This is a genomic window from Micromonospora sp. RTBAU3-60 (assembly GCF_054963695.1).
Genome location: NZ_JBUEGB010000004.1, coordinates 60329 through 86720, shown reverse-complemented (window position 1 = coordinate 86720; position 26392 = coordinate 60329). Strand labels below are relative to the sequence as shown.

At 72.8% G+C, this 26392-nt stretch carries 20 protein-coding genes; 3 read left to right on the top strand and 17 right to left on the bottom strand.

Features of this window, described 5'->3' with window-relative positions; translation table 11 throughout:
• Positions 1-11: 11 nt before the first annotated feature.
• The 10 genes from ACY34I_RS05735 to ACY34I_RS05690 form a co-directional block, all read right to left on the bottom strand.
• Positions 12-4304 carry a S8 family serine peptidase gene (locus ACY34I_RS05735; protein ID WP_462753139.1) on the bottom strand — a complete coding sequence of 1431 codons (4293 nt, stop codon included), beginning with the start codon at positions 4302-4304 and terminating at the stop codon, positions 12-14.
• 53 nt (positions 4305-4357) lie between these two features.
• Positions 4358-4642 (bottom strand): sulfurtransferase TusA family protein, encoded by a 285-nt coding sequence (locus tag ACY34I_RS05730; protein WP_462753137.1) that lies wholly within the window; start codon positions 4640-4642, stop codon positions 4358-4360.
• 91 nt (positions 4643-4733) lie between these two features.
• On the bottom strand, positions 4734-5393 hold the full coding sequence (locus ACY34I_RS05725) for a hypothetical protein (protein ID WP_462753135.1): 660 nt from the start codon (positions 5391-5393) through the stop codon (positions 4734-4736).
• A complete protein-coding gene (locus ACY34I_RS05720; RefSeq protein ID WP_462753133.1) occupies positions 5359-7818 on the bottom strand; it encodes an ATP-binding protein in 2460 nt (819 codons plus the stop codon). Before ACY34I_RS05720 ends, ACY34I_RS05725 begins: the two co-directional genes overlap by 35 nt.
• A 168-nt stretch (positions 7819-7986) precedes the next feature.
• A complete protein-coding gene (locus tag ACY34I_RS05715; RefSeq protein ID WP_462753450.1) occupies positions 7987-9288 on the bottom strand; it encodes an ABC transporter ATP-binding protein in 1302 nt (433 codons plus the stop codon).
• A gap of 134 nt (positions 9289-9422) precedes the next feature.
• On the bottom strand, positions 9423-11612 hold the full coding sequence (locus tag ACY34I_RS05710; protein WP_462753131.1) for a bifunctional glycosyltransferase/CDP-glycerol:glycerophosphate glycerophosphotransferase: 2190 nt from the start codon (positions 11610-11612) through the stop codon (positions 9423-9425).
• 16 nt (positions 11613-11628) lie between these two features.
• Complete coding sequence (locus ACY34I_RS05705) at positions 11629-13581, bottom strand: DUF5941 domain-containing protein (protein WP_462753129.1); 1953 nt, start codon at positions 13579-13581, stop codon at positions 11629-11631.
• Positions 13578-14321, bottom strand: coding sequence for an ABC transporter ATP-binding protein (locus ACY34I_RS05700; RefSeq protein WP_264998413.1), 744 nt, complete (start codon positions 14319-14321; stop codon positions 13578-13580). Before ACY34I_RS05700 ends, ACY34I_RS05705 begins: the two co-directional genes overlap by 4 nt.
• 21 nt (positions 14322-14342) lie before the next feature.
• On the bottom strand, positions 14343-15170 hold the full coding sequence (locus tag ACY34I_RS05695; RefSeq protein WP_462753127.1) for an ABC transporter permease: 828 nt from the start codon (positions 15168-15170) through the stop codon (positions 14343-14345).
• Between the two features lie 64 nt (positions 15171-15234).
• Entirely contained in the window at positions 15235-16605 is a 1371-nt protein-coding gene (locus ACY34I_RS05690) for an L-serine ammonia-lyase (RefSeq protein WP_462753125.1), read from the bottom strand.
• Between the two features lie 536 nt (positions 16606-17141).
• Here ACY34I_RS05690 and ACY34I_RS05685 point away from each other — a divergent pair.
• A complete protein-coding gene (locus ACY34I_RS05685; RefSeq protein ID WP_462753123.1) occupies positions 17142-17351 on the top strand; it encodes a PspC domain-containing protein in 210 nt (69 codons plus the stop codon).
• 119 nt (positions 17352-17470) lie between these two features.
• Here the strand turns inward: ACY34I_RS05685 and ACY34I_RS05680 are convergent, their stop codons facing one another.
• From ACY34I_RS05680 to pdxH, 7 genes are all read right to left on the bottom strand, one after another.
• Positions 17471-18235, bottom strand: a complete 765-nt coding sequence (locus ACY34I_RS05680; RefSeq protein WP_462753121.1) for a DUF4230 domain-containing protein — start codon at positions 18233-18235, stop codon at positions 17471-17473.
• 99 nt (positions 18236-18334) lie between these two features.
• Positions 18335-19498 carry an acyl-CoA dehydrogenase family protein gene (locus ACY34I_RS05675; RefSeq protein ID WP_462753119.1) on the bottom strand — a complete coding sequence of 388 codons (1164 nt, stop codon included), beginning with the start codon at positions 19496-19498 and terminating at the stop codon, positions 18335-18337.
• Positions 19499-19530: 32 nt separating this feature from the next.
• A complete protein-coding gene (locus ACY34I_RS05670; RefSeq protein ID WP_091113285.1) occupies positions 19531-19836 on the bottom strand; it encodes a type II toxin-antitoxin system VapB family antitoxin in 306 nt (101 codons plus the stop codon).
• A gap of 177 nt (positions 19837-20013) precedes the next feature.
• Complete coding sequence (locus ACY34I_RS05665; protein ID WP_462753117.1) at positions 20014-20616, bottom strand: nitroreductase family protein; 603 nt, start codon at positions 20614-20616, stop codon at positions 20014-20016.
• Between the two features lie 2 nt (positions 20617-20618).
• Complete coding sequence (locus tag ACY34I_RS05660) at positions 20619-21548, bottom strand: aldose 1-epimerase family protein (protein WP_462753115.1); 930 nt, start codon at positions 21546-21548, stop codon at positions 20619-20621.
• A gap of 108 nt (positions 21549-21656) precedes the next feature.
• The gene (locus tag ACY34I_RS05655) at positions 21657-22955 is read right to left on the bottom strand and encodes an MFS transporter (protein ID WP_148797748.1); all 1299 of its coding nucleotides are present in this window, start codon (positions 22953-22955) and stop codon (positions 21657-21659) included.
• Entirely contained in the window at positions 22952-23581 is a 630-nt protein-coding gene (gene pdxH / locus ACY34I_RS05650; RefSeq protein ID WP_462753448.1) for a pyridoxamine 5'-phosphate oxidase, read from the bottom strand. The genes ACY34I_RS05655 and pdxH overlap by 4 nt, the downstream gene beginning before the upstream one ends.
• A 272-nt stretch (positions 23582-23853) precedes the next feature.
• Here pdxH and ACY34I_RS05645 point away from each other — a divergent pair, with 272 nt between their 5' ends.
• Positions 23854-24960 (top strand): citrate synthase 2, encoded by a 1107-nt coding sequence (locus tag ACY34I_RS05645; RefSeq protein ID WP_462753112.1) that lies wholly within the window; start codon positions 23854-23856, stop codon positions 24958-24960.
• 251 nt (positions 24961-25211) lie between these two features.
• Complete coding sequence (serC, locus tag ACY34I_RS05640; RefSeq protein WP_148797751.1) at positions 25212-26339, top strand: phosphoserine transaminase; 1128 nt, start codon at positions 25212-25214, stop codon at positions 26337-26339.
• Positions 26340-26392 lie beyond the last annotated feature (53 nt).

Genomic DNA, 26392 nt, shown 5'->3' with positions numbered 1-26392 from the left:
GGTGCGCGGGTTCAGCCGACGCAGAGGGACGACTTCAGGGCGAAGTCGGCCGTGTTGATGGCCGCCGCCTTGACCTTGACCGCGCGGCTCTCCGACACGAAGTCCTTGTCGGCGGCGATCACCGTCAAGGGGCTGTACTTCTTGTCGAGCCAGAGCGTGTAGCGCCCCTCCTTGTCGGTGAGGAGCGAGTAGCTGGCATCCGAGGTGACGATCCGCACCGACGCGCCGCCCAACGGCATCGACCTGCCGTCGCAGTCGACACCGGTCACCGTGCCGGCCACCTTGCCCCAGGACTTGGGCGGCGTGACGTGCATGGCGACGCCGACCGGGGCGACCCGGTACGGCGTGTCGGAGTCCACCGTGATCTCGGCGCTCAGGTCGCCGGGCTGCGTGATCGACGCGGCACCGGCGTTCAGCGTGACGGTCGCCGTGACGGACTCACCGGGTCGCACGGTGAGCCGCTGGGCATTCAGCGACAGCCACGACGCATCGCCCTCGTCGCAGACGTCGAAGCCGGGCAGGATCCGGGTGAGCCAGCCCGGCTCACCGTAACCGCCGCCGACGGTGTAGAAGCCGCACGCTCCGCCGCCCCGGTACGTGGGCTGCACGGTGAACGCCGGCAGCGCGAACCAGGTGTTCGTGCTCGCCTCGTACGCGTAGTTCTCCATGTTGATCCAGCTGCCGTTGCCGCTGGCACCGCCGGAGACGATCAGCAGGCCGTTGGCCGCACTGTAGGCGGCGCCCCAGACATCGGACGGCATGTTCGCCGCACCGGTCCAGGCATTGCTCGCCGGGTCGTAGGCGTACGTCTTCCGGCTGCTCTGCTCGTCGGTCGTACCGCCCGCGCAGTAGATCCGGCCGGCGATGGCACCGCAGGACAGCCAGGACGTGGGCTCGGGGTAGCTGGCGGCCTTCTGCCACCGGTCCGCGCTGGGCGTGTAGACCCAGACGTCCCGGCTGCCGCAGGTGTCGTTGCAGCCGCCCACCACGTACAGCTTGCCGTCGAGCGTGGCCACGCCCGAGGCGGCGTAGCTGGTGGGGACGGGGGCTCCCGTGCTCCACGTGTCGGTACGCGGGTCGTAGATGTCCAGGCCGGGCTCGGTGGAGCCGTCCAGCTTGGCCGACCAGCCGCCGGTGACGTAGAGCTTGCCGCCGAGGAAGGCGCCGTTCGCCTTCTCCCGGATCGTGGGCTGGCTGGCGATCGACTTCCAGCCGCCGCCACGCGGATCGAGCACGTACCCCTTGTCGGTGAGGTAGATCTGGCTGGTCGGGCTCATCGCCACCCCACCGACGGTGTACACCTTGCCGTCGTACGCGGCGACGACGTTGTCCATCAGCCCGTTCGGCGTGCTCGGACCGAACACCCAGTCGGTTCCGGTCGCCGTTGGCACTACCGCACCCGGGGTGGGCGTGGTGCCGGCGAGCGCGTGCTTGGAGGTGGTGGCCTGGGCGCCGCGCGGGGTGGTGCTCGGGGTGCTCAGGACGGAGTAGCGCCCGGTCGCCTCGTTGAGCGTCACGCTGGCGGGAGCGCCGCCGGTGTTCGTGACCGTGACCGAGGCGGTCGCGCTGCCGCCCATCGCCACGGTCCGGTCGACCGACCCGGAGACCACGAGCCGCCCGGCGGGCAGCGGGAAGTCGGCCCGGGTGACCGCGTGTGCGGCGACCGTGACCGCCTTGGTGACGGTGGTGTAGCGGCTGGCACCGGCGGCGAGGGAGTACTCCCCGGCCGGCGCGACCAGCGTGTAGAAGCCGTCGCCGAGCCCGGTGTCGTCAGTCGTCGCCCTGGTCGTCGCCGCTGGCGTGCCGCTGGTGTCGGCGACCTTGACGCCGTTGAGCCCGGCGTCGGAGTTGGCATCGGTGACCTGGCCGATGACCAGACCCGTCGACTGGGGCGCGCACGCCCGCTGGCCCAGGTTGACGTTGTCCACCTGCCAGACGTTGCGGCCGCCGCCAGCGTACCGGAACCGGAGCTGGACCTGGGACTTCCCGGCGGCCTGCGGCACCGCGACGGTCTGCAACGAGCCGGACACGCTGGCGCCGTTGCGCTCCCAGACGGTCTGCCAACTCTGCCCGTTGTCGACCGACAATTCGACCTGGGCGTGTGACGGGCCGTAGGTGCCGATCAGGTAGGTGTTGAACTGCAGGGTCGCGGTCTCGACCCGGCTCAGGTCGACCACCGGCGCGGTCAGGGCGGTGTCCTGGGTGTGGGTCTGGTCGTAGAAGAAGCTGTTCACCGTGGCGAAGGAGCCCTTGCCCTGGGTCCGGTTGCCGCGGTTGCCCGGGTTGTCGAACCGCCACACCTCGCCGTTGCCGGCCGTGTCCGTCACGGTCCACCTGTCCGGCGTGTCGACGGTGTCGAACGACTGGGTCAGCCCGTCGTAGCCGACCGCGTAACCGGGCGCGGTGCAGGCTTCGGTGTCGACCGGAACGGCGACGTCCTGTGCGATGTCGTCACCGTCGACGGCCAGGTACCGGGTGACCGACGGGTAGCCGGCCAGGTCCGGATCGACGGTCAACTGGTGGGTCCGGTTGGCCGGTAGCAGCAGGTCGTACCGGCCGGTGTACGGATCGGTGTGGTGCGGGTCCGGGTCGCCGGCCACGTTGATCTTCGCGTACAGCGGCCAGCCCTGGCCGGAGCCGTCGGTGACCCGGCCGCTGACGTGGACCCGGGGCACCGGGGTCAACACCATGTCGCGGGTGACGGGCTCACCGGGCCGGACCGACACGACGGCGGTGGCGTCCGCGTAGCCGAAGGCGCTGAACATCAGGGTGTACTCGCCGTCCGTCACCGGCAGCTGGTAGCGCCCCTTGCTGTCGGAGCGGGCGGTCACGTCGCCGGTGGTGACCGAGGCGCCGGAGATCGGCTTGCCCGTCACCTCGTCGGTGATCAGGCCACTGACCCGGCCGGGTGCCTGGTTCACCAGGGCCAGCGCGTCGAGGCGGCCCTCGCCGAAGACGTTGTTGTCGGCATCCGTGCCGCCGCACTGGTTGTTCGGGGTGTCGATGGCGGTGCCGTCGAGCAGGGCCTTGGTCGCCTCGACGTCGCCGAGCAGAGCCGGCGCCGCCGACCACAGCAGCGCGATCGTGCCCGCGACGTGCGGGGTGGCCATCGAGGTGCCGTTGTAGCTGGCGTACCCGCTGCCGGGCACGCTGGAGCGCACGTTCACCCCTGGGGCGGAGATGTTCGGCTTGATCTCACCGTCCTGCCCGGCCCCACGTGAGGAGAACGAGGCGATGGTGTTGGTGCTGTCGTACGCGCCGACCGAGTAGTTGATGGTCCGGCTGCCCGGCGAGCCACTCGTCGCGCAGCCACCGCCGTTGTTGCCGTTCGCCCAGACCCCGAAGATGCCCGAAGCGGTCCAGGCGGCCGAGATGTCCTCCATGAACGGGTCGTTCGACGGAACGTTGCTCCCGTACGAGTTGTTGATGATGTTCGGCCGCTTGCTGGCGTCCGGGTTCTTGCCGTTCAGGTCGGTCGGCTCCAGCATCCACTGCCCGGAGGCGATCAGGGCGGTGTCGCTCGGGCAGCAGCCGTTCGCAGCGATCCACTTCACCTCCGGGGCCACCCCGATGTGGTTGCTGGCGCCGTCGTCGCCGGCCATCGTGCCCATCGTGTGCGTGCCGTGCCCGTTGCGGTCACACGGCATCCCGGAGCAGGCTCCCTGCGCGTCGAACCAGTTGTAGTTGTGGTCGAAGGTGCCGTCACCCTTGTTGCCGCGGTACTGCCGGACCAGCGCCGGGTGGTCGTACTGCACGCCGGTGTCGATGTTCGCGATGGTGATGCCGGCGCCCTTCGTGGTGTACTGCTCCCACACGTCGTCGGCGTTGATGTTGGCGATGCCCCACTCGACCGAGTTGACCTCAGCCACCGTCCGACCCGCCCCGGGCTCGGGCGCCGTGTAGGTCACCGTCGGCCACAGCGTCGCCACCGACGGCTCCAGGGCCAACTGCTCGGCCATCTGCAACGAGCCACCGGTCACGTGGATCGCGTTCGTCGCCCAGAACGCCTCGTACTTCACGTGGGCCCGGTCCAGCCGCGCCCGAACGGCCGCCTGGCTGGCCTCGGCGGTCTCCCGCAGCACCTTCGCCACCGCCGTACCGCGCTGGTTCCAGTCCCTGATCCGGCTGGCCTGCGACAGATCCGCCCGCGCCCCCAGGCGTACCCAGTAGTCGGCCTTGCCCTTGGTCTTCAACTTCTCCAGGAGAGCGGGTCGGATCTTCTCCTGCGCCTTCGCCGCGGGGGCGGCCTGAACCGCCGTACCGGTCGCGGCCAGCAGCAACGCCGCCAACGCGGCTGACACCATGCCTCCGGCGAACCTACCGATCAGGCGACTTCGCCTGTTCCTGCCACGTGTCCTCATGAGAGCTCCAGGGGTGAGCGGCCATCCTTGTGAATGCGGAACATCGACGCGTCGCCGTCCGGTACGCCGGGATCCACGGCGTGTCCGCGCTCCACGCACCACTGCGGCAGGGCCTCGCACACCTGTGGCCGCGTGGAGAGGAGTTGCAGCACGCCGCCCGGAGGCAGTTCCTCCAATCGGCGGGCGAGCAACGACTCCACCCGGTCCCAGGGTTCACCGCCGGCATCGACGACCATGACCGGGCTGAGTCCGCGACGGGCCGGAGGGGTGGGAACGGGCATGGTGCTCCTCGTGATCGCATCGGGTTCCGGCGCCGCACGCTAGGTTCGCGGCGTTACCCAGCCGTTAACGGCCCCGTTATCAGGCGCCCGATCAGGCCCGGCCCGCTGCCGCCCTGGCCCGCGCGAGCTCACCTGAGATCCGGTCGACGGCGTCGAGCACCTGGGCGTCGCCGCTGCGTCCGGCCAGTTCCGCGCACTCACCCAGCGCGGCTTCCGCGGCGTCCCAGTCACCCCGGCGCAGCGACACGTCCGCCAGCGTGGCCAGGCAGTACGCCAGGCACCACGACGCGCCGAACGGCCGTACGAGTTCGACCGCGGCGACGACGCCGGCGTGGGCGGCCTCGACGTCTCCCGTCGTCAGGTCCAGCCGGGCCAGGTTGCCCCGTTCGAAGGCGACGAAGGTCGGGTCGCCGGCGCGCTCGGCCATGTCGAGCGACCGGAGCCGGAACGACCGGGCCTCCACGTAGCGGCAGGCGTGCAACGCGAAGTCGCTGAGCATCGACAGCACGGTGGTCAGCAACCGCACGTCCTCGGCCTGCTCGGCGTGCTCGAGCGACTCCAGCGCCGCCTGCTGTGCCTCGTCGGGTCGGTCGAGCATCGCCAGGGCGAGCGCCCGGTTGCCGGTGGCACGGCCCAGCAGCAGCGGTACGCGGTCAACGAGCCGGTCCGCGGCGCGGGCCGCGGCTTCGGCATCGACGGCTGCGACCAGCACCTGCTCATACCGGCCGAGCGAGAAGTCGGTGACGGACAAGGCCAGATGCCGCAGCGCCAGGGCACCCGCCGACACCCCGTCGACGACGGTGGCGTCGTCGAGCAGGGACCGCGCCTCTCTGGGGCGTCCCGCCGAGCAGAGCACCTCGGCGAGGGCCGCCAGCGAACGTGTCGCCGCGTCGACCGTCCCCGAGCGCAGCCGCCAGTCCCACGCGCTGCGCAACGCCCGTTCCGCCTCGGGATAACGGGCCAGCCGCCGCAGGATCAGCCCGTGCTCGTGTCGGGCGTCGGCCGCTGCCGCCGCGTCGGCCAGCGCGTCGAGCCGGGTAACCAGTTCGGTGTAGTAGCCGTCCGCGCTGTCGTTGGCGTAGACGGCGGCCGCCCGTTCGGCGGCCCGGCGCAGCCAGGGCACGGCGCGCGGGTCGTCCGCCTGGACGAAAGTGGAAGGCGAGCGCGTCGACCGTGTCGGGACGGTGCCGGAGCACCGCATCGCCGTAGGCCCGGTGCATCACCCGGCGTCGGGCAGCGGTGAGCCGGTCGTAGCAGGCCAGCCGCACGAGCGGGTGCCGGAAGGCGTATCCGGGGACGTTCCGCCCGGCCGACACGACCTCGCGCTCCTCGACCAGTCCGGCGGCGAGGATCCGGTCGATGGCGGCGGCGAACTGGGGGTCGTCGAGCGGCGGATGCAGCCCTGACCGGGCGACGTCGGCCGCCTCGCGCAGCGGGATGTCCCCGCCGGCCACGGCGAGCACGTCGACGACCCCGCGGGCCGCGTTGTCGAGTCGGTCCAGCCGGGCATCGACCGCCGCGCGGATCGATTCGGGGAAGTCGATGGGCCGGGGTGTGGTCGCCGCCGGGGAGGGAATCCCGCTGTTGATCAACCCAGCCAGCTCACTGGCGAACAGCGGGTTGCCCGCCGAGAGACGGAAGATGTCGGAAACCTGGTCCGGGGAGGGAGCAGCGTCGCCGCACAGTCCGGCCACCAGCCGTCCGCAGTCGCGTTCGCTCAGGCGCATCAGATCCAGGCGCCGGGCCAGGCCCTGACGTACCGCCGCGTCGACGACGCGCCGGCGTACCGAGTCGGCATTGAAATCCTCCTCGCGAACCGTGGCGATGAAGCGCCAGGCCCGCGAGCCGGTACGGCGGACGAGGTGGTAGAGGAGTTGCAGCGATCCGAGGTCGGCGGCGTGCAGGTCGTCCAGCACCACAAGGACGCCGTGGCGGCAGGTGGCGGCCAGGCCGTCCAACAGGCCACCGACCGCGTGGAAGAGCCGGGCCCGCTCCTCCTCCGGGTCGATGCCCACGGTGGAAGCCGGTCCCAGCGCCGGCACCAGTGCGGCGAGGGCGGGATGATCGGCCGCGACGGTGGCCTGTTCGGCGGGCGACCGGTCGGCGAGCCAGGAGTCCAGGGCCTCGGCCCACAGGCCGTACGGGGTCTGCCCTTCCGCCTCGTGGCTCGCCCCCCACAACACCAGCGACCCGCGGCGGTGCGCAGTCGACGCGGCCTCGGCGGCCAGCCGGGTCTTTCCGACGCCGGCCTCACCCGCGACCAGGGTGAGCGGCGGCACGTCCCGCTGGGCCGCGAGCACGCGCAGCGCCTGGTCCCGGCCGAAGAGCGGAGTCCGCACCGCGACCCGGACCGCCGAAGGCAGCGGTGGCCGCGCCGGAGCGTCGGCCGCCGGTCGGGCGGATGCCACGGTGGCCGCCTGGCGCAGCTGCTCCAGCAGGGCACCGGGCCGCACCCCGAGTTCGGCGTCGAGCGCCCTCCGGGCCGCCTGATACTGCCGCAGCGCCTGCTCGGGCCGGTGCAGCGCGAGCAGCGCCCGCATCAGCCCTTCGTGGGCGCGTTCGTCGGCCGGGTCGCCGGCCGACAGGAACCACTCGAGCAGGACGACCGCGTCCTCGGGGCGCCCCTCGGCGAGGTGGGTGTCGGCGAGGGCGTGGAGCACCCGGCTGCGGAGCAGGGCGAGTTCCGCCCGGCGCGGCGACAGCCACTCGGCGTAGGGATCCTCGGGCAGCAGTTCCTCCCGCAGCGCCGCCAGCGCGGCGGCGAGCCGCGCCGCGCGGTGCCCGCCGGCCTCGGGCTCGGCCAGGGCGGCGTGTGCCTGCCCTTCCGCCTCGTCCGCGTCAACTGTGACCAGCGCCGGGGACAGCACCAACAGGTCGCCCTCCAGCAGCAGATAGGCGGACTCCTCCCGGGGACGCAGCTCCGGTTGCAGCGCGTGCCGCGCGATGTGGAGGGCGACCCGAAGGCTGCTCATGGCGGCCTGCCGTGGGGCGCCGGGCCGGCACACCTCCATCACCTGCTCGCGGTGCATGCGGTGTCCGGGTGCGATCGCGAGCAGCTTGACGAGTGTCTGCGCGCCGGGCCTGCGCCAGCGCTCCACCACCGGAACTCCGTCGCGCTCGGCCCGGAAGCCGCCGAGCAGCCGGATGCGCAGCGGTGGAACCTGGTCGACGATCACGCGGGGCACTGTAATTGCTGCTCGTCGGCCCGACCAGGGCTCGACAGCTGGCCGGGCCGGCGGCGGAACGACCCGGGCGGCGCCGCCACTTCGGCGACGTCGCGGTATCCCCGCCCCCTGATCAACCCAACCTCGGCGACCTCGCGGCCCAAACCCTGGTCTCGCCGGTCAGCGCCAGCCGACGTCGATGCGGTCGCCGCGCTCGTCGAAGAAGTGCAGCGCGTCCATCCGTACCTGGACGGCCAGCGGATGCCCCGCCGACACCGCCGGGTAGGGGGCCAGCCGGACCGCCAACTCCGCCGGACGGCGGTGGTGCCGGCCGGGGTCGGTGAGCACGCTGGTCCGGTTGTCGGCAACGGGTGCCGCGGAGACCGGGGCGTCGCCGCGTCCGGTGAGCCGCTGCATCACCTGGCCGAAGCGGCGCAGGCCCCGCTGGCCGGTTCCGGCGGTCTCGACCGGGGTGCCCATCTCGTCCACGACGATCGCGGTGGCGCCGATGTCGAGGAACGCCAGCGACTCGTGGCCGTGGTGCTCCAGGTAGCGGATCCGCCCCTGGAGCACGTGGCCGACGGTGTCGGGGGCGACCGGGGTGAGCGCCTCGGCCCGCATCCCGACCACGATCCGCTCGCCGTGGTAGTGCGCCACGGCGCGGCTGCGGAGGTCGCCCCAGGGCAGGTAGAGCGTCTGCTCACCGAGGTTCAACGCCACGTACCGGTCGAGGTGGACGTAGACCGACGCCTCCAGCAGGTTCATCCGGGGGCTGCCGAGGAACGCGGCCACGTAGAGGGTGGCCGGCCGGCCGTACACCTGGGTGGGGGTGCCCACGTCCTGGAGCACGCCCTTGCGCAGGATGGCGACCCGGTCGGCCATGGTCAGCGCCTCGGCCTGGTCGTGCGTGACGTAGATGGTGGTGACGCCCAGCTCACGGGTCAGCCCGGAGATCTCGGCGCGCAGCTCGGCCCGCAGGCCGCTATCCAGGTTGGAGAGTGGCTCGTCCATGAGGAACAGCCCGGGGCGGCGGACGATCGCCCGGCCCATCGCCACCCGCTGCCGCTGACCGCCGGAGAGCTGACTGGGCTTGCGGCCGAGCACGTCCGCGATGCCGAGCGCGCTCGCCACATCCTGGATCCGCTCCCCGCGCGGACCCTGGTCGACGCCGGCCAGCCGGAGCGGAAAGCCGATGTTGTCGCCGACGCTCATGTGCGGATAGAGCGCGAAGTCCTGGAAGACCATGGCGATCTTCCGATCCCGCGGTTGCAGGTCGTTGGCGACCTCACCGTCGAGCATCACCGCGCCCGAGGTCGGGTCCTCCAGGCCGGCCACCATCCGCAGCACAGTGGACTTGCCGCAGCCGGAGGGGCCGAGCAGCACCATGAACTCGCCGTCGTTGACGTCCAGATTGACGGTGTCGACCGCGACCGTCCCGTCCTGGAACACCTTCGTGACATCCTTGAGCGCGACGGTGGTCACCGTCACCTCCCCAGCTCCTCGGCCGAACCCGGGATTGACTGTGACCAAAATCATTGAATCCGCACATCGGGTAAACGTGCCATGTTCGGCTCGTGACCGTCCTATCAAGCGGAATCCTGGGGTCCGTAAACGTTTCAGGCCGGCTCGTCGAGGAAGACCCGGCGGACCACCCGCTCGGCGGCGTGGCCGTCGTCCAGCGCGCAGAACCGTTCCCGGAACCGCTGCCGGGCCCGCTCGGCCTCCGCGCCGCGCAGCGCGCCGGAGCGGAACACGTCGAGCAGGGCCGGGAAGTCGACGGCCACCGCGCCCGGCGGCTCGGCCAGCACGTCGAGGTAGACCCCCCGGGCCACCCGGTACGCGTCCCAGTCCGGGGCGTAGACGACGATGGGCCGGTCCAGGACGGCGTAGTCGAACATCGCCGACGAGTAGTCGGTGACCAACACGTCGGCGGCGAGATACAGGTCCTCCACCCGGTCGTGGTCGCTCACGTCCAGCACCCCACCGGCGAACCGGCCGCGTGGCTGCCGGTCCCGGTCGTGGAAGTAGTGGCTGCGCATCAGCAACCGGCCGGACGGGCCGAGCACGCCCCGCATCCGGTCCGGGTCGAACGGCGGCCGCCAGCCGGGCAGGTGCTCCCGGTGCGTCGGCGCGTAGAGCACCACGAACTCGTCCAGGCCGATGCCCAGTTCGGCCCGGGCCTTGCGGCACTCCGCCGGGTCGGCCGTCGCCAGCCGGTCGTTGCGCGGGTAACCGACCTCCAGCGTGGTGTACCCGGCCGGGTACGCCCGCTCCCACATCTGGGTCGAGAAGCTGTTCGAGGTGACGCTGTAGTCCCAGCGGTCCACCCGGCGCAGCAGGTCGCCGAAGTCCATCCCCATCGCGCCCATCGGGTACCGCTGCTGGTCCAGCCCCATCACCTTGACCGGGGTGCCGTGGTGGGTCTGCAGGTGCACCGCGCCCGGTCGCTTCCGGACGAAGTCCGGAAAGTTGACGTTGTTGACCAGCCAGCGGGCCCGGGCGAGCACCCGGTAGTAGTCCCGGGTGCCGGCGACCACGTACTCCACCCCGGGCGGAAGGGTGTCGACCCGGTCCCGCCGGACGATCCACACGCCGCGTACCTGGGGGGCGAGGCGGCGCGCGGCGGCGTAGATCGCGGCCGGGTTGCAGGCGTACCCCCGGTACCAGTACGCGGCGTAGACGGCGAGGGTCGGATCGAGCGGCCGGCGCAGCTCGACCCGGTAGTACTCGCCCAGCGCGGCGTCCCGCGCACGGCCGGCGGTCCGCCGGGCCACCGGCAGCGCCCGCCGCCGAGCCCGGCGCGCCGAGCGCCGGGCGGTCTCCTCGGCCTGGTGGGCCCCGCGCAGCGCGCTGAACGTACGCCACCGCCCGGCCGCCACCAGGCGGTGTTTCAGCCCCTCCACACCGGGTGGCACCGGGTAGCCGCCGGGCGGCCGGAAGCGCACGTGGTCCTCGTGGATCTGGGCGAAGAACGCGGGTCGCAACTCGGGGGCGATCCGCGCGCCGTTGCCCAACACGGTCAGGTAGTGCCAGATCATCCGCTCGAAGACCATGGGGCGCAGCGGGTCCGTCTCCGGCCCCCACCGGTCCATCAGCTGGAACACCCGGTGCCACTGCGCGAACACCTCGAAGTGCCGGTCGCCCCGGGTGCGGGTGATGGCGCCGGTCCGGCGCTGCCGGTAGTTGAGGCAGACCCGGTCCAGCACCCCGATCCGCTCGGCCGCCATCAGCACCGGGTAGCTGAACGAGACGTCCTCGTACCAGCCGGGAGCGAACCGCAGCTCCCGCTCGACCAGGAGCTCCCGCCGGACCAGCCGGTTCCAGGCGGTGTGCAGCAGGTGCAGGGTCTCCGGCCGGTCGCGCAGCCGGAACGTCACCTCGCCGGGCGGCTCGGGAAACACCTCGCGCATCGCGCTGCGGGTGCCGAGGTTGTTCCAGTGCGCCCGGAGGTGGTCGACGATCAACACGTCCGGGCGGGTCGCCAGCAGGCAGTCAGCCACGTGCGGCAGGCAGCCGGGGACCAGCCAGTCGTCCCCGTCGACGAACCAGACGTAGGTGCCGGTGGCCCGGTCCAGCCCGGCGTTGCGGGCCGGACCGAGCCCGACGTTCTCGGCGAGCCGGACCGGGCGGACCCGGGGATCGCGCTCCGCGTACTCGGCCAGGATCTCGCCGGTGTGGTCCGGCGAGGCGTCGTCGACCCCGATCACCTCGAGGTCGTCGTACGGCTGGTCGAGGATCGAGTCGAGGCACTCCCGCAGGTAGCCCTGCACCCGGTAGGCCGGTACGACGAAGCTGAGCAGAGTCATCCCGGCCGGCCCTCCGTCAGCCCGGCGAGCGGTCACCCCCAGCCACCGGGGCCGGCGTGCGGCGGGCGCGGGCCGGCAGGACCACCCAGGCGAGGACCACGCTCGCGACGAAAACCACGAGAAGGTACGCACCGAGTGTAACCAGACCGATACTCGCGTATCCGACGAACGCGGCCACCGTCAGCAGCGCCGACCGCCCCTCCCAGCCGAACGTGGCCGGGTGCAGCGGCGGGGCCGCCTGCCGCTTCTCCAGCCGGGCGGTCAGGTCGTAGTGGTGCAGGGTGAGCACGAAGACGTACCCGAAGATCAGCCAGGCCGGCGCCCGGCCGGCCACCCCGACCGCGATGGCGAAGAGATACTCGCCGGCCCGCAGCGCGGCCGGGACGAGCCAGTCCAGCGGCCCGTCGTGCGCCGCCCGGGCGCCGAACCCGGCGACCAGCAGCACCAGCAGCCCCAGCGGCACCGCCCAGCCCGGCAGCCGGTGGCCGGCGTGGACCGCCGACAGCGCCCAGAGCAGCAGCGCCGCCGCGCCGAGGGCGCCGAGCACCGCAGTGGCCAGCGGACCGCGCACCACCGGCAGCGTCCGGGCCAGCGGCCCGTCGTCGCGGTGCAGGGTGCGGTCGACCGTCGCCAGCACCGGCACCCGCATCCAGCGGGCCCGCAGGGTCCGCAGCCCCCCGGTGTACGCGAACGCCAGCGTCCCCCAGGTCAGCACCGCGCAGAGCGTGACCAGCGGGCCGAAGAGCGCGGCGGCCAGCGCCATCAGCGCCCACCGCTCGCCGATCGGGAAGACCACTGTCCGCTTCAGCCAGTACGACACCGACCCGGTGTCCGCCTGCACCTTGGTCGAGGCGGCGTTGAGCCGGCCGCCGATGCCGCCGGCGTCCCCGGTCGTCGGGCGGGGCCGGCGGGCCGCCTCGTCGTGCAGCACGCCGTACCAGGTGTCGGTCATGTGTCGCACGGTCTGCAGGGTCATCGCGGCGATGGCCAGGGCCCAGCCGTAGCGGAACCCGGCGTGCGTGGCGCCGTAGCCGAGGCCGGCGTAGACCACGTACTCCTTCGCCCGGTCGGCCATGGTGTCCAGCCAGCCGCCCCAGGCGCTGAACTGCCGGGTGTAGCGGGCCAACTGCCCGTCCACGCAGTCCAGCACGAAGCCCAGGTAAAGCAGGACCGCCCCAGCGACCAGCGCGGGGCGCCCGCCGACGCCGAACAGCACCGCGGCGGCCACCGCGAAGGCCACCGAGATCATGGTCACCCCGGTCGGGCTGAGCCGCAGCCGGGCGGCGGCCTTCGTCACGTACGGGGACCAGGTGCTGACGAAGAACGTGGTGAAGAAGTCGTCCCGTTCCTTCACCGACAGCCGCAGCTCGGCGCGGTCCTCGTCGACCGCGGCCACGGCCGCCCACGCCGCACCCAACTCCTCGGGGGTGCCGACCCGGTGCGCCACGAGCAGGCGTACCCGGTGGGCGAAGATCAGCGGACCGCACGCCGCGAACTCGGCGAAGAGCCGGTCCACCGCGGACGCCGGTCCACCCCCGGACCCGGCGACCGCCTGGGCGGCGGCGGCCAGCGCCGGCAGGTCGGCCGGGCCGACCCGCAGCGCGCCGCCGAACACGCCGGTCGCGTCCGCCGGGTCGCCGGCCGCCACCACCTGGCCGCGCTCCTCCCGGACCGGCACCTGCCCCGCTGCGGGCGGGTCGGTGAGCACCAGCGCCACCGTGGGCCCCACCGGACTGGTGGCCAGGTGCTTCAGTACGGCCGTGTGCGCCACCAGGTCGGCCCCGCTGACCAGCACCGGGCCGGTGGCACCGGCCACCAGCGAGGCCAGCTCGAGCAGATCGCCGGCCACCCGCACGTCGCTCGCCCCGGCCCGCCGCCACTGCCCGGCCAGCCGGTCCACCAGGCGCTCCCCAGCCTCCATGGTCAGGCCCGCCGCCGGATCCGCGGCGAGCACGATCGCGAGGGTCACCGCTGCGCGGCGCTGGCGTACGCGTGCAGCGCCTCGTCGATGGTCCCGTCGACGGTCAGCCGCCCGGCGTCGAGGTAGAGCCCTCGACGGCAGAACCGGGTGAGGTCCTTTTCGTTGTGTGACACCAGCACCAGCGTGCGCCCTTCCGCGAGAAGTCGCTCGATGGTCGCATAGCACTTCGCGCGGAACTCCGCGTCCCCGACCGCGGTCACCTCGTCCACCAACAGGATGGGATGAGGCAGGTGGGCGATGACCGCGAAGCCGAGCCGAACCTTCATCCCCGACGAGTAGTGCCGGACCGAGGTGTCGATGGAGCGTTCGACCTGCTCCCCGGCGAACGCCACGATCTCGTCGAAGTGCCGCCGCAGGTAGCCCGTCGACAGCCCGTGCAGCCCGCCCACCAGATACAGGTTCTCCCGGCCGGTGAGGTCGTTGGAGAAGCCCGCGGAGAGCTCCAGCAGCGGGGCCACCTCGCCGCGTACCCGGATCCGGCCCTCGTCCGGGATCAGCACCCCGGCGATCAACCGCAGCAGGGTGCTCTTGCCGGTGCCGTTGCGGCCGACCACCCCGACGGTCTCGCCGGGCTGGATCCGGAAGGACACGTCCCGCAGCGGCCAGAACTGGCCGGCGTGCGCGTTCCGCCCGCCCCGGTGGATCAGCAGCTCCCGCAGCCGCAGCTGGCGGCGCCGGTTCCGGACGAACCGGATGCCCAGCCCCGTCGCCTCGATGATGGCCGTCATTCAGCGTTCCCCGATCACGGCTCAGAGTTCCTTGAGCACGGCCGGTTCCAGCCGGCGGAACGACCACCAGCCGGCCGCCAGCACCAGCACGCTGCCCAGCACCGTGATGGTGAGCAGCCGGGCGTCGGGGAACTCGTCCGGGTACCAGATCGAGTGGTGCAGCTGGAAGATGCCGACCAGCGGGTTCAGCTCATAGACCAGCTTGACCCAGGCCGGCATGCCGGAGTCCCGGACCAGGCCGAGCGGGTAGATGATCGGGGTGGCGTAGAAGAGCACCCGGATGATCAGCCGCATGAAGCGCTCGATGTCCCGCATCAGCACGTTGAACGCCGACAGCAGCAGCGCGATCCCCACCAGCAGCACGAACTGCACCGACACGGCCAGCGGCAGGGCGAGCAGCGTCCAGCCGACGTGGATCTTGCCGTGCGCCGCGTAGACCGCCGCGATGCCGGCCAGGATGGGCAGGCCGGCGGCGTACTCGGCGAACCGGCCGGTGACCCGGCCGATTGGGAAGACCTGCCGGGGCACGTTCATCGTGGTGATCAGCCGGGCCTGCCCGGTCAACGCGTTCGTCGCCTCGGTGAGCGCCGAGCTGGCCCACATCCAGGCGAAGATCCCGGTGACCAGGAAGAGCGGGTACGACCCGGCCGCGTCGCCCAGGTGCCCCCGGGTGGCGCCGGAGTAGAGCACGCCGAAGACGAACCAGTAGATCAGGCCCATGCCGAGCGGCTCGATGAGCGACCAGAAGTAGCCCAGCACGGACTGCTGGTACTTCACCGCGAGGTCCCGCCTCACCAGGATGCGCAGTGAGTTGCGGGCCGACCAGAGCGCGGCGACGCCTGTCGTCACCGTCCCATCCTCACCCTGACCGCCGTCCGCGGACCGGGCTACCGGCCGGGTCACCCCTTCGGGTTCAGCACTCGATCACGTTGACCGCGAGGCCGCCCCGCGCCGTCTCCTTGTACTTGACCTTCATGTCCGCGCCCGTCTCCCGCATGGTCTTGATGACCTTGTCCAGCGAGACGGCGTGCACCCCGTCGCCGCGCAGCGCCAGCCGGGCCGCCGTGATCGCCTTGATGCTGGCCACCGCGTTCCGCTCGATGCACGGGATCTGCACCAGGCCGCCGACCGGGTCGCAGGTGAGCCCGAGGTTGTGCTCCATGCCGATCTCGGCCGCGTTCTCCACCTGTGCGGGGGTGCCGCCCAGCGCCTCCGCCAGCCCGGCGGCGGCCATCGAGCAGGCCGAGCCGACCTCGCCCTGGCAGCCGACCTCGGCCCCGGAGATCGAGGCGTTCTCCTTGAACAGCACCCCGATCGCGCCGGCCGCGAGCAGGAAGCGGATCACGCCGTCCTCGGAGGCGCCCGGCACGAACCGGGTGTAGTAGTGCAGCACGGCCGGGATGATCCCGGCGGCGCCGTTGGTCGGGGCGGTGACCACCCGCCCGCCGGCCGCGTTCTCCTCGTTCACCGCGAGTGCGAACAGGGTCACCCAGTCCATCGCGCGCAGCGGATCGTTGGCGTCCGCCTCCGCCTCCAGGCTCCGGCGCAGCTCGGCCGCCCGGCGGCGGACCTTCAGCCCGCCCGGCAGGACGCCGTCCCGCTCGCAGCCGCGGGTGACGCAGTCCCGCATCACCCGCCAGATCTCCAGCAGCCCGGCCCGGACGTCCGCCTCGCCGCGCCAGGACAGCTCGTTGGCGAGCATCACCTCGCTGATCGACAGGCCGTTGCCGGTGGTGACCGCCAGCAGCTCGGCGCCGGTCAGGAACGGGTACCGGACCGGGGTGGTGTCCGGCTTGATCCGGTCCGCCCCGGCCGCCGCCTCGTCGACCACGAATCCGCCGCCGACGGAGTAGTAGGTGCGGGCGCGCAGCTCGACGCCGGCCGCGTCGTACGCCACGAACGTCATCCCGTTCGGGTGGTACGGCAGCGAGCGGCGGCGGTGCAGCACCAGATCCCGGTCCGGGTCGAAGTCGATCTCCTGGGCACCGAGCAGGCCGAGCCGACGCTCGGCCCGGATCCGCTCGACCCGCGGCCCGACCGAGTCGGTGTCGACCGTCTCCGGCGCCTCGCCCTCCAGGCCGAGCAGCACCGCGCGGTCGCTGCCGTGACCGTGGCCGGTGGCCCCGAGCGAGCCGAAGAGCTCGGCCTGCACCCGGGCGGTGTCGGTGAGCAGCCCGTCCGCCTTGAGCCCGGCCACGAAGGTACGCGCCGCGCGCATCGGCCCCACGGTGTGCGAGCTGGACGGCCCGATGCCGACGCTGAAGAGGTCGAAAACACTGATCATGGCTGCACTTCCTCGCCGTCGGCCCCGTCGTAAGGGTCGGCCCGATGGTGCCGACCCCGGTCGGGGGACGGCGGGCGGCACCCGGGGTGTGGGCGCCCGACCGGCGAGCCTACCCGCCCAGGTCAGCCCCCGGCCGCGACCCCGCACACCCCACCCTCCACCGGGCCCGTCTCTCCCTCGTCACGGGCCCGGCATCCCCGCGTGCCCCGCCCCGGCGCCCCGGCGCCCCGCGCCCCGCGCCCCGCGCCCCGCGCCCCGCGCCCCGCGCCCCGCGCCAAGATCGTGCCCGAACCAGGAAGTAGTGGCCTCCGAGCGCTGGGATGGCACTCGATCCTGGATCGAGTGCCATCCCGGCGCTCGATCGAGGATCGAACAGGATCCCGCGGTGCGCAGGGCACGGGTCGGCGGGGACCCGGCGGGGTAAGCACCTACGGGGGCGGGGGCGGGCGATCCTCCTCGGGGCCGAGGGCGGGCCCCGCACCCGTTCCTAGCGTGGAATCAGCGCGGCGGATCCGCCGCAGAGTGGGAGTACGACGATGAGTCGCAAACTGGTCCGGCCCCGCCAGGGGCGCATGCTCGCGGGTGTCTGCGCCGGCCTGGCGCAGCGGTTCGGCCTGTCGGCCGGGTTCGTCCGGCTGCTGTTCCTGCTGTCCCTGCTGCTGCCCGGCACCCAGTTGATCATCTACCTGATCCTCTGGATCCTCATGCCCAACGAGGACCACTACCTCGCCCCCACCCACCACTGACACCCCCCGGCACCGTCGGGCCGGCCACTTTCTCCGCCCGGCCCCGGCGCGGGCCTGGACAGGAGACAGCACGGCGCCCGCCCCGGATCTCGGGGCGGGCGCCGGTGCGTCGAAAGGGATCAGGGAGCGGTGTAGGTGACCGTGATCTTCTGGTAGCCGAGGGAGCGGAGCAGGCCCTCCAGCATCTTGCGGGTGTTCTCCTCGGCCCGTGCGGTGAGCCCGCTGTCCCGGGCGGCGGCGGTGATCCGGTCCTCGGCCAGCCGGTAGACCTGCTGCTGCCGGTTGGGGTTGCCGGCCACCAGGTCGTTGAGTCGGTTGATCAGGCCGCGCTCCTCGGCGAAGACGTAGCTCTTCTCCAGGTCGAGGTTGGTCTCCCCGAGCTGCGGCGCGGGCAGCTTGATCTCCACGGACTTCTTGTCGGCGGACTCCACGATCGCCCCGTCGGCGATCTTCGAGAAGTCCACGTACGCCTCGACCCGGCCGGCTCCGACGAACAGGGTCCGCTCGTTGAGCAGGAAGTCCGGCACGTTCCTCCGGTCGTTCTGGAGGTCGACCACCACCTGGAAGTCGCCCTCGGCGGCGACGTAGCGGCTGAGGTCCCGGATCGACTTGAGCAGCGGCGGCTGGCTGCGGTCGGTCTGCTCCTTGGCGAACGGGTTGCGGAACTCCGGCAGGATCCCGGTGGCCTGCACGCCGAGCAGCACCACCACGGCCAGCGCGGCCGCGCCGAGCACCCAGAGCAGGCCGCGGGCCGGGCCACCCGCCGACGGCGGGGCACCCGGCGCGGGGTCGGGCGTGCCGTCCGACCGGGCCCGGAGAGCATCGCCGGTCGGGTATTCCGGGAACTCTCTGGTGGGCTCGTTGGTGTCACCGTCGCGGGCCATCGCCCTCACCGTCCTTGTCAGACAAAGCGCCTGAAGATGACGGTAAGGCCCCGGTACGACACCCGCTCGCCGAGCCGGGGCGGAGGGGAGAACCGCAGGTCAGGCGAACGCGGAGAGCCCGGTCAGCCGCTGCCCGATGACCAGCTGGTGGATCTCCGAGGTGCCCTCGTAGGTCAGCACGCTCTCCAGGTTGTTGGCGTGCCGCATGACCGGGTACTCGGCGGAGATTCCGTTGGCGCCGAGGATGGTGCGGCACTGCCGGGCGATCGCCAGGGCCTCCCGGACGTTGTTCAGCTTGCCCACGCTGACCTGCTCGGGGCGAAGCTTCCCGGCGTCGGCGAGCCGGCCCAGGTGCAGCGCCAGCAGCAGCCCCTTGTTCCACTCGACGGCCATGTCGGCGAGCTTGGCCTGGGTGAGCTGGAAGCCGGCCAGCGGCCGGCCGAACTGGGTCCGGGTGGTCGCGTACGACAGAGCGGTCTCCAGGCACTCGCGGGCCGCGCCGAGCGCCCCCCAGACGATGCCGTGCCGGGCCTCGGTGAGGCAGCTCAGCGGCGCCTTCAACCCGACCGCCTCGGGCAGCCGGGCATCCGCCGGGAGCCGGACGTCGTCGAGGACCACCTCCCCGGTCAGCGACGCGCGCAGCGACATCTTGTGCCGGATCTCGCGCGCCGTCACCCCGGGCGTGTCCATCGGTACGGCGAAGCCGCGCACCCCGTCGTCGGTGCGCGCCCAGATCACCCCGACATCGGCGATCGGCGCGTTGGTGATCCACATCTTGGTGCCGGTGAGGATCCAGTCGTCGCCGTCCCGGCGGGCCCGGGTGGCCATCGAGGCCGGGTCGGAGCCGTGGTCCGGCTCGGTCAGCCCGAAGCAGCCGATCGCCTCGCCGGCCGCCATCGCTGGCAGCCAACGCTGCTTCTGCTCCTCGCTGCCGTAGCGCCAGATGGCGTACATGGCCAGCGAACCCTGCACCGAGACCAGCGAGCGGACGCCGGAGTCGCCGGCCTCCAGCTCCAGGCAGGCCAGCCCGTACGCGACGGCCGACGCGCCGGCGCAGCCGTACCCGGTCAGGTGCATGCCGAGCAGGCCGAGCTTGCCGAACTCGCGGGCCAGCTCGCGGGCCGGCACCTGGCCGTCCTCATACCAGCCGGCGACGTGCGGGCGTACCCGGTCGTCCACGAGCTGGCGCACGACGGCGCGGATCTGCCGCTCCTCGTCACCGAGGGACGCGTCGATGTCCAGCAGGTCGAGGGGTGCGCTCATGGCCGCCACCTTAACGAAGACTCAGGGGGCCGTCACTCGCCCTGCGGGCTGAGCACCAGCACCCGGGCGTGGATCTGGTTGCGCTGCTGGAGCGCCGCGCGCAGCGCCCGGTGCAGGCCGTCCTCCAGGTAGAGGCCGCCGTTCCACTGCACCACGTGCGGGAAGAGGTCGCCGTAGAAGGTGGAGTCCTCGGCGAGGAGCTTGTCCAGCGCCAGCTCCCGCTTGGTGGTGATGAGCTGGTCCAGCCGCAGCGGACGCGGTGGGATCTCCGCCCACTGCTTGAGCGTGAGGTTGTGCTCCGGGTAGGGACGCCCGTCCCGGACCGCTCTGAAGATCACGGCACGCTCCCCTCCCCCAAGGCCGGGCCCGCCCCGACGCCCCGCCGATCACAGCGGGCGCTCCGGGGCAGCTGATGATGTCCGTGCCAGCCTAGCGGCACCCGCCACACCGCGTTTTACTCCCTCATGTCGGGTTCCACCCCGCCGACACCCCGGGGCCGGACCGGGCGAACCAGCTCAGCTCCAGCAGCCCCGCCGGACCACCTCGTCCACCGGCCGCCGCCCCCGACGCAGCGACGGTGACCGGTGGTCGGGCACCCGGTAACCGATCGTGACCGCGCCGATCGGCTGGTAGTCGTCCGGCACCCCGAACGCCTCCCGGTACGCCCCGAGCCGCTGCGGCGGGATGCCGAAGAAGCACGCCCCCAGCCCCTCGTCCACGGCGGTGAGCAGCATCAGCAGCGCGGCGAACCCGGTGTCCACGTACCAGTAGGGCACCGGCCAGCGGTCCTCGGCGCGATCCGCCCAGCCCTTGTCCGGCTCGGCGTACCGGTCCAGATAGGCGGAGCGGTTGGCGTGCGGCACCACGATCAGCGGGGCCCGCCGCATCCCGGCCAGCCAGCGTTCCCGGCCGCCGCCGCCCGGGGTGGCCGCCGCCCAGAACCGCTCCCGGTCCGCCGGCTCCTCCAGCACCAGGAAGCCCCAGCCCTGGGCGAAACCCGCCGAGGGCGCCCGGATCGCGTGCTCCAGCAGCCGGTCCACCACCTCCGGCGGGACCGGCCGGTCCGGGTCGTAGTTGCGGACCATCCGGCGGCGCCGGACGACGTCGGCGAACTCCATGCTCAGGCCCCGGGCCGGACGCCCCAGGCACCCCGCCAGGTGTCGCCGGGAGCCAGCGCGATCAGGTCCCGCCCCGAGCGGAACGCGTCCGGCGGGCAGGTCATCGGCTCGATCGCGACCGACCGGCGCCGCCGCTCGCCGCTGAGCGTGTCCCCGGTGAAGACCTGCCACCAGCCGAACTCGCGGTCCGCCCAGACCTGCAGCCTGGCCGCGTCGTCCGGCGCAGCCAGGCTCACCGCCGAGCCGCCGTCGGCGTCCCGGACGACGTCGCCGAAGGTCACGTCGAGCACCGCGTCACCGATCGGGCGGGGCTCGGTGAAGTCGTACTCCGTGCCGGCCACCGGGGTCACCCCGATCGGCAGCAGCCGGCTGTCCACCATCACCCGGGTACGCGCCGGCACCCGCAGCGACGTCTCCGCGACGGTGGTCTTCGGCAGCCGCAGGTAGGGGTGCACCGAGAAGCCGAACGGCACCGCCTCCCCGGCCAGATTCGTCACCTCGTGCTCGGCCCGCAGCCCGTCCGCCCCGACCCGCCACCGGGTACGCAGCCGCAGCGGCCACGGGTAGCCGGGGCGCGCCGGCAGGTCGTACCCGACCGTGACGCTGTCGTCCGCGCGCTCGACCAGGTGCCAGGACACCCAGTTGACCAGGCCGTGGATGGCGTTGTTGCGACTCGGCTCGCTCACGTCGAGCTGCAGGGACCGCTCGCCGAAGGTGTACGCGCCGTCCCGGATCCGGTTCGGCCACGGGGCCAGCACCTGCCCGGCCCCGCCGGGGCAGAGCTCGTCCGCCGCGTACCCGTCGAGGTGGTCCACCCCGTCGTGCCGGTACGCCCGCAGCCCGCCACCCACCTCGACGACGACCGCCTCGTGACCGTCGGCGGCGATGGTCCACTGTGCCCCCGACGGTGACTGCCCTACCCCGTTCCCCATGCCGCCGACCCTAGTCGATGCGAGGAAGGGCCCCCGGTCAACGCCTGCGGCAGCGGAGGGCTCCTTCCTGACACCTGGGCCGCAGCACCAGGCGGGCGTACGACGGGGTCAGCTGCGGTCGGAGGCTGTGGTGGCGGCGCGGTAGCGGAGCAGGGCCGGGAAGGCCACCACGAGCACCACGGCGAGGACGGCCGAGACGAGGCCACCGCCCACCCAGGCGACGCCGGCGCCGAAGCCGGCGGCCATCGTGCCGGCCCGCAGGTCGCCCAGGCGCGGGCCCCCGGCGACCACCACGGTGTTCACGCCCTGGAGCCGGCCGCGCATCCGGTCCGGCGCGTAGACCAGCAGCATCGACTGCCGCAGCACCGAGCTGACCAGGTCGGCGGCCCCGGCCAGGCCGAGCAGCAGCACCACCAGCCAGAGCTGGCGGGCCAGCCCGGCCAGGGCGATCGCGACGCCCCAGCCCACCACGGCCAGCACCAGCGCCAACCCCTGCCGCCGCAGCCGGCCGATCCAGCCGGAGGTCAGGCCACCCAGCATCGCGCCGATGGCGATGGCGCTGTAGAGCCAGCCGACCGCGCCGCCACCACCGAGCCGCTCCTGCGCCACCTCGGGGAAGAGCGCCCGGGGCATGGCCAGGACCATCGCGATCAGGTCGATGGCGAACGACAGCAGCAGCACCGGCGTGGTGGCCAGGTAGCGGAAGCCGTCCACGATGCTGGCCAGTCCCGCCTTCCGCGGCGTGCCGTCGCCGTCCGGGTCCGGCTCGGGCGGCATCGCCGGCAGGCGCAGGGTGGCCCAGAGCGAGACGGTGAACAGCAGCCCGTCCACCGCGTACGCGATCGGCAGCCCGACGTCGATCCGCCAGCTGGCGAAGATCAGGCCGGCGGTGAGCGGCCCGAAGACCGAGGCCGCGGTGAAGGTGGTGAAGTTCAGCGTGCTGGCCGCCGGGACCAGTTCGGCCGGCACCAGGCGCGGCAGGATCGCGCTGCGGGCCGGTGAGGTGATCGCGAAGGCGATCGACTGCACCGCCACCAGGGCGAGCAGCAGCGTCGGGCTGCCCACCCGGAACAGCGACTGGAGCAGCAGGCCCAGGGTCGACGCCCAGAGCAGCCCGCCCGCGGCGAGCAGCACCTGGCGCCGGTCCCGGGCGTCGGCGACCGCGCCGCCCCACAGCCCGAAGACCAGCAGCGGCAGGAACCCGGCCACGCCGAGCAGGCCGACCCAGAACGAGCCGCCGGTCAGGGAGAACATCTCCACCGGTACGGCGACCGCGGTGAACTGGAAGCCGAACATCGCCACGCCGTTGCCGAGCCACACCCGCCGGTACGCGGGCACCCCCAGCGGGCGCAGGTCGATCGCCCAGCGGCGCGCTCCGCGCGGCCGGGCCTCCTGCACCCCGGTCACGGCGCCAGCCGCTCGGTGACCCAGTCGCCGCCCTCGGTACGGCGGAACCGCAGCCGGTCGTGCAGCCGGCTGACCCGGCCGTGCCAGAACTCCACCGTCTCCGGCCGGACCCGCAGCCCGCCCCAGTGCGGCGGCGCGGGGATCGGCTCGACGTCGGCGAACCGTTCCGCCGCCGCCCGGTACGCCACGTCCAGCGCGGCCCGGTCGGGGACCACCTGGGACTGAGTGCTGGCCCAGGCGCCGAGCTGGGAGCCGCGCGGCCGGCTGGCGAAGTACGCCTCGGTCTCGGCCCGGTCGACCTTCGCCACCCGCCCGGTGACCACCACCTGGCGCTGCATCGGGAACCAGGGGAACACCAGGCTGATCCACGGGTTGGCGGCCGCCTCGGTGGCCTTGCGGGACCCGTAGTTGGTGTAGAAGACGAAGCCCTCCGGGTCGTACCCCTTCAGCAGGACGGTGCGGGCGCTCGGGCGGCCCGCGGCGTCGGCGGTGGCGACCACCATGGCGTTCGGCTCCGGAAGCGGGTACGCCACCGCGTCGGCGAACCAGCGGGCGAACTGGGTGTGCCAGTCCGGCGCAAGATCCGATTCAGAAAGGCCCAGGTCGGCGGCGTACTCGTTACGCATGCCCGCCGGGGCCGGTGTGTCGCCCGTCACTCCGTCTTCCCCCTCGTCGGGGCGGCCGCGTCCCCCGACGCTGGCCAGACCCCACCGCCCAGTCTGGCCCAGGCCGTGAGCTTGTCCACCCCGGGGGATGTCGCGTGCAGCACAGTCGCAGCGGGTCGCGCACTTGGTTACCGAGCAGGCAAGATGGCACGAACACATCCCTGAGGGTCGCCTAAGAAGCCGGGCCGGATGAGTCCGTGCGGGGCGCACCGAGCCGGAAGCCAGGAGACGACATGTCCGACTTCAAACCGGGCCTGGAAGGCGTCGTAGCCTTCGAGACCGAGATCGCCGAACCGGACCGCGAGGGCGGGTCGCTGCGCTATCGCGGCGTGGACATCGAGGATCTGATCGGGCAGGTTTCCTTCGGCAACGTCTGGGCGCTGCTGGTCGACGGGCGCTTCGGCCCGGGCCTGCCGCCGGCCGAGCCGTTCCCGGTGCCGGTGCACTCCGGCGACATCCGCGTCGACGTGCAGTCCGCGGTCGCCATGCTCGCCCCGTACTGGGGCCTCAGCCAGCTGCTCGACATCTCCGACGAGCAGGCCCGCGAGGACCTGGCCCGCGTGTCGGTCACCGCGCTTTCCTTCGTCGCCCAGTCCGCCCGTGGCCTGGGCCTGCCCGCCGTGCCGCAGAAGGAGATCGACAAGGCGGAGACGATCGTCGAGCGCTTCATGAAGCGCTGGCGGGGTGAGCCCGACCCGCGGCACGTCAAGGCCGTCGACGCCTACTTCATCTCGGCCGCCGAGCACGGCCTGAACGCCTCCACCTTCACCGCCCGGATCGTCGCCTCCACCGGCGCCGACGCCGCGGCCTGCATCTCCTCCGGTATCGGCGCGCTCTCCGGCCCGCTGCACGGCGGCGCGCCGTCGCGGGTGCTCAGCATGCTGGAGGCGGTCGAGCGCAGCGGCGACGCCGAGGGGTACGTCAAGGGCGTCCTCGACCGGGGCGAGCGGCTGATGGGCTTCGGCCACCGGGTCTACCGGGCCGAGGACCCGCGCGCCCGGGTGCTCCGGCGCACCGCCAAGGAGCTGGGTGCGCCCCGCTTCGAGGTCGCCGAGGCGCTGGAGAAGGCCGCCCTGGCCGAGCTCCAGGCCCGCCGGCCGGACCGGGTGCTCGCCACCAACGTCGAGTTCTGGTCGGCCGTGGTGCTGGACTTCGCCGAGGTGCCGGCGCACATGTTCACCTCGATGTTCACCTGTGCCCGGATGGGCGGTTGGTCCGCGCACATCCTCGAGCAGAAGAAGCTGCAGCGGCTGGTCCGCCCGTCGGCCCGGTATATCGGCCACGGCCCGCGCAAGCCGCAGGAGGTCGAGGGCTGGGACGCCATCCCGCACGGCGTCTGATCCCGCGTACCCCTCGAAGGGCCTCGTCCGGCGCGGACGGGGCCCTTCGCGCATCGCTGTGGCGCATCCCTCACCGCCGGGTGCGGGACCAGCCGCCGAGCCCGGTGGTCCGGGTGGGAGGATGAAGGCCGGCAGTGCCGCCGGACCGGGTTCGGATCCCGGCTCCCCCGCGCGCCCCCGCGCGGCCGTCGTCGGTCCGCGCCCGCTGAAGGGCCCGTTCTCGCAGCCCACGCGGAAGGATCGAGACAACCGTGGCTGACGCACCGACCATCCGGATTCCCGACGACATCAAGCCCGCCGACGGACGCTTCGGCTGCGGGCCGTCCAAGGTCCGTCCAGCGGCGGTCTCCGCACTTGCCGACGTCGCCACCAGCTACCTGGGCACCTCCCACCGGCAGAAGACCGTGCGGGACCAGGTGGCCCGGCTGCGTCGGGGCATCGCCGAGTTCTTCGCCCTCCCCGAGGGCTACGAGGTGGTCCTCGGCAACGGCGGCACCACCGCCTTCTGGGAGGTCGCCGCCTTCGGCCTGATCCGCGACCGGGCCCAGTTCGCCAGCTTCGGCGAGTTCGGCGCCAAGTTCGCCAAGTCGGTCAAGGACGCCCCGTTCCTGGGCGAGCCGACGATTCGCAAGTCCGAGCCGGGCAGCGCGCCGGCCCTGGTCGCCGAGGCGGGCGTGGACGTCTACGCCACCCCGCACAACGAGACCTCCACGGGCGTGGCCGTGCCGATCAGCCGGGTGCCGGGCGCCGACGAGGGCTCCCTGCTGCTGGTCGACGCCACCTCCGGCGCCGGCGGCCTGGAGGTCAACGTCGGCGAGACCGACGTCTACTACTTCGCCCCGCAGAAGTGCTTCGGCTCCGACGGCGGCCTCTGGCTGGCCCTGATGTCGCCGGCCGCGCTCGCCCGGGCCACCGAGATCAAGGAGTCGGGTCGCTACATCCCGGCCTTCCTCGACCTGGTCACCGCGATCGACAACTCCCGGCTGGAGCAGACGTACAACACGCCCGCGCTGGCCACCATCTTCCTGGCCGCCGAGCAGACCGACTGGATGAACGCCCAGGGCGGCCTGGCCTGGGCGGCCAAGCGCACCGCCGAGAGCGCCGGCATCGTCTACGGCTGGGCCGAGCGGTCCGAGTTCGCCACGCCGTTCGTGGCCGACCCGGCGGTGCGCTCCAACGTGGTCGCCACGATCGACTTCGCCGACGGGGTGGACGCCTCGGCGATCGCGAAGGTGCTGCGCGCCAACGGCATCGTCGACACCGAGCCGTACCGGAAGCTGGGCCGCAACCAGCTGCGGATCGCGCTGTTCCCGGCCGTCGAGCCGGCCGATGTGGAGGCGCTCACCGCGTGCGTCGACCACGTGGTCGAGCGACTCTGATCACCTGGTGACGCTGGGTGGCCGTCGACGCCCCGACGGCCACCCACCGTGAT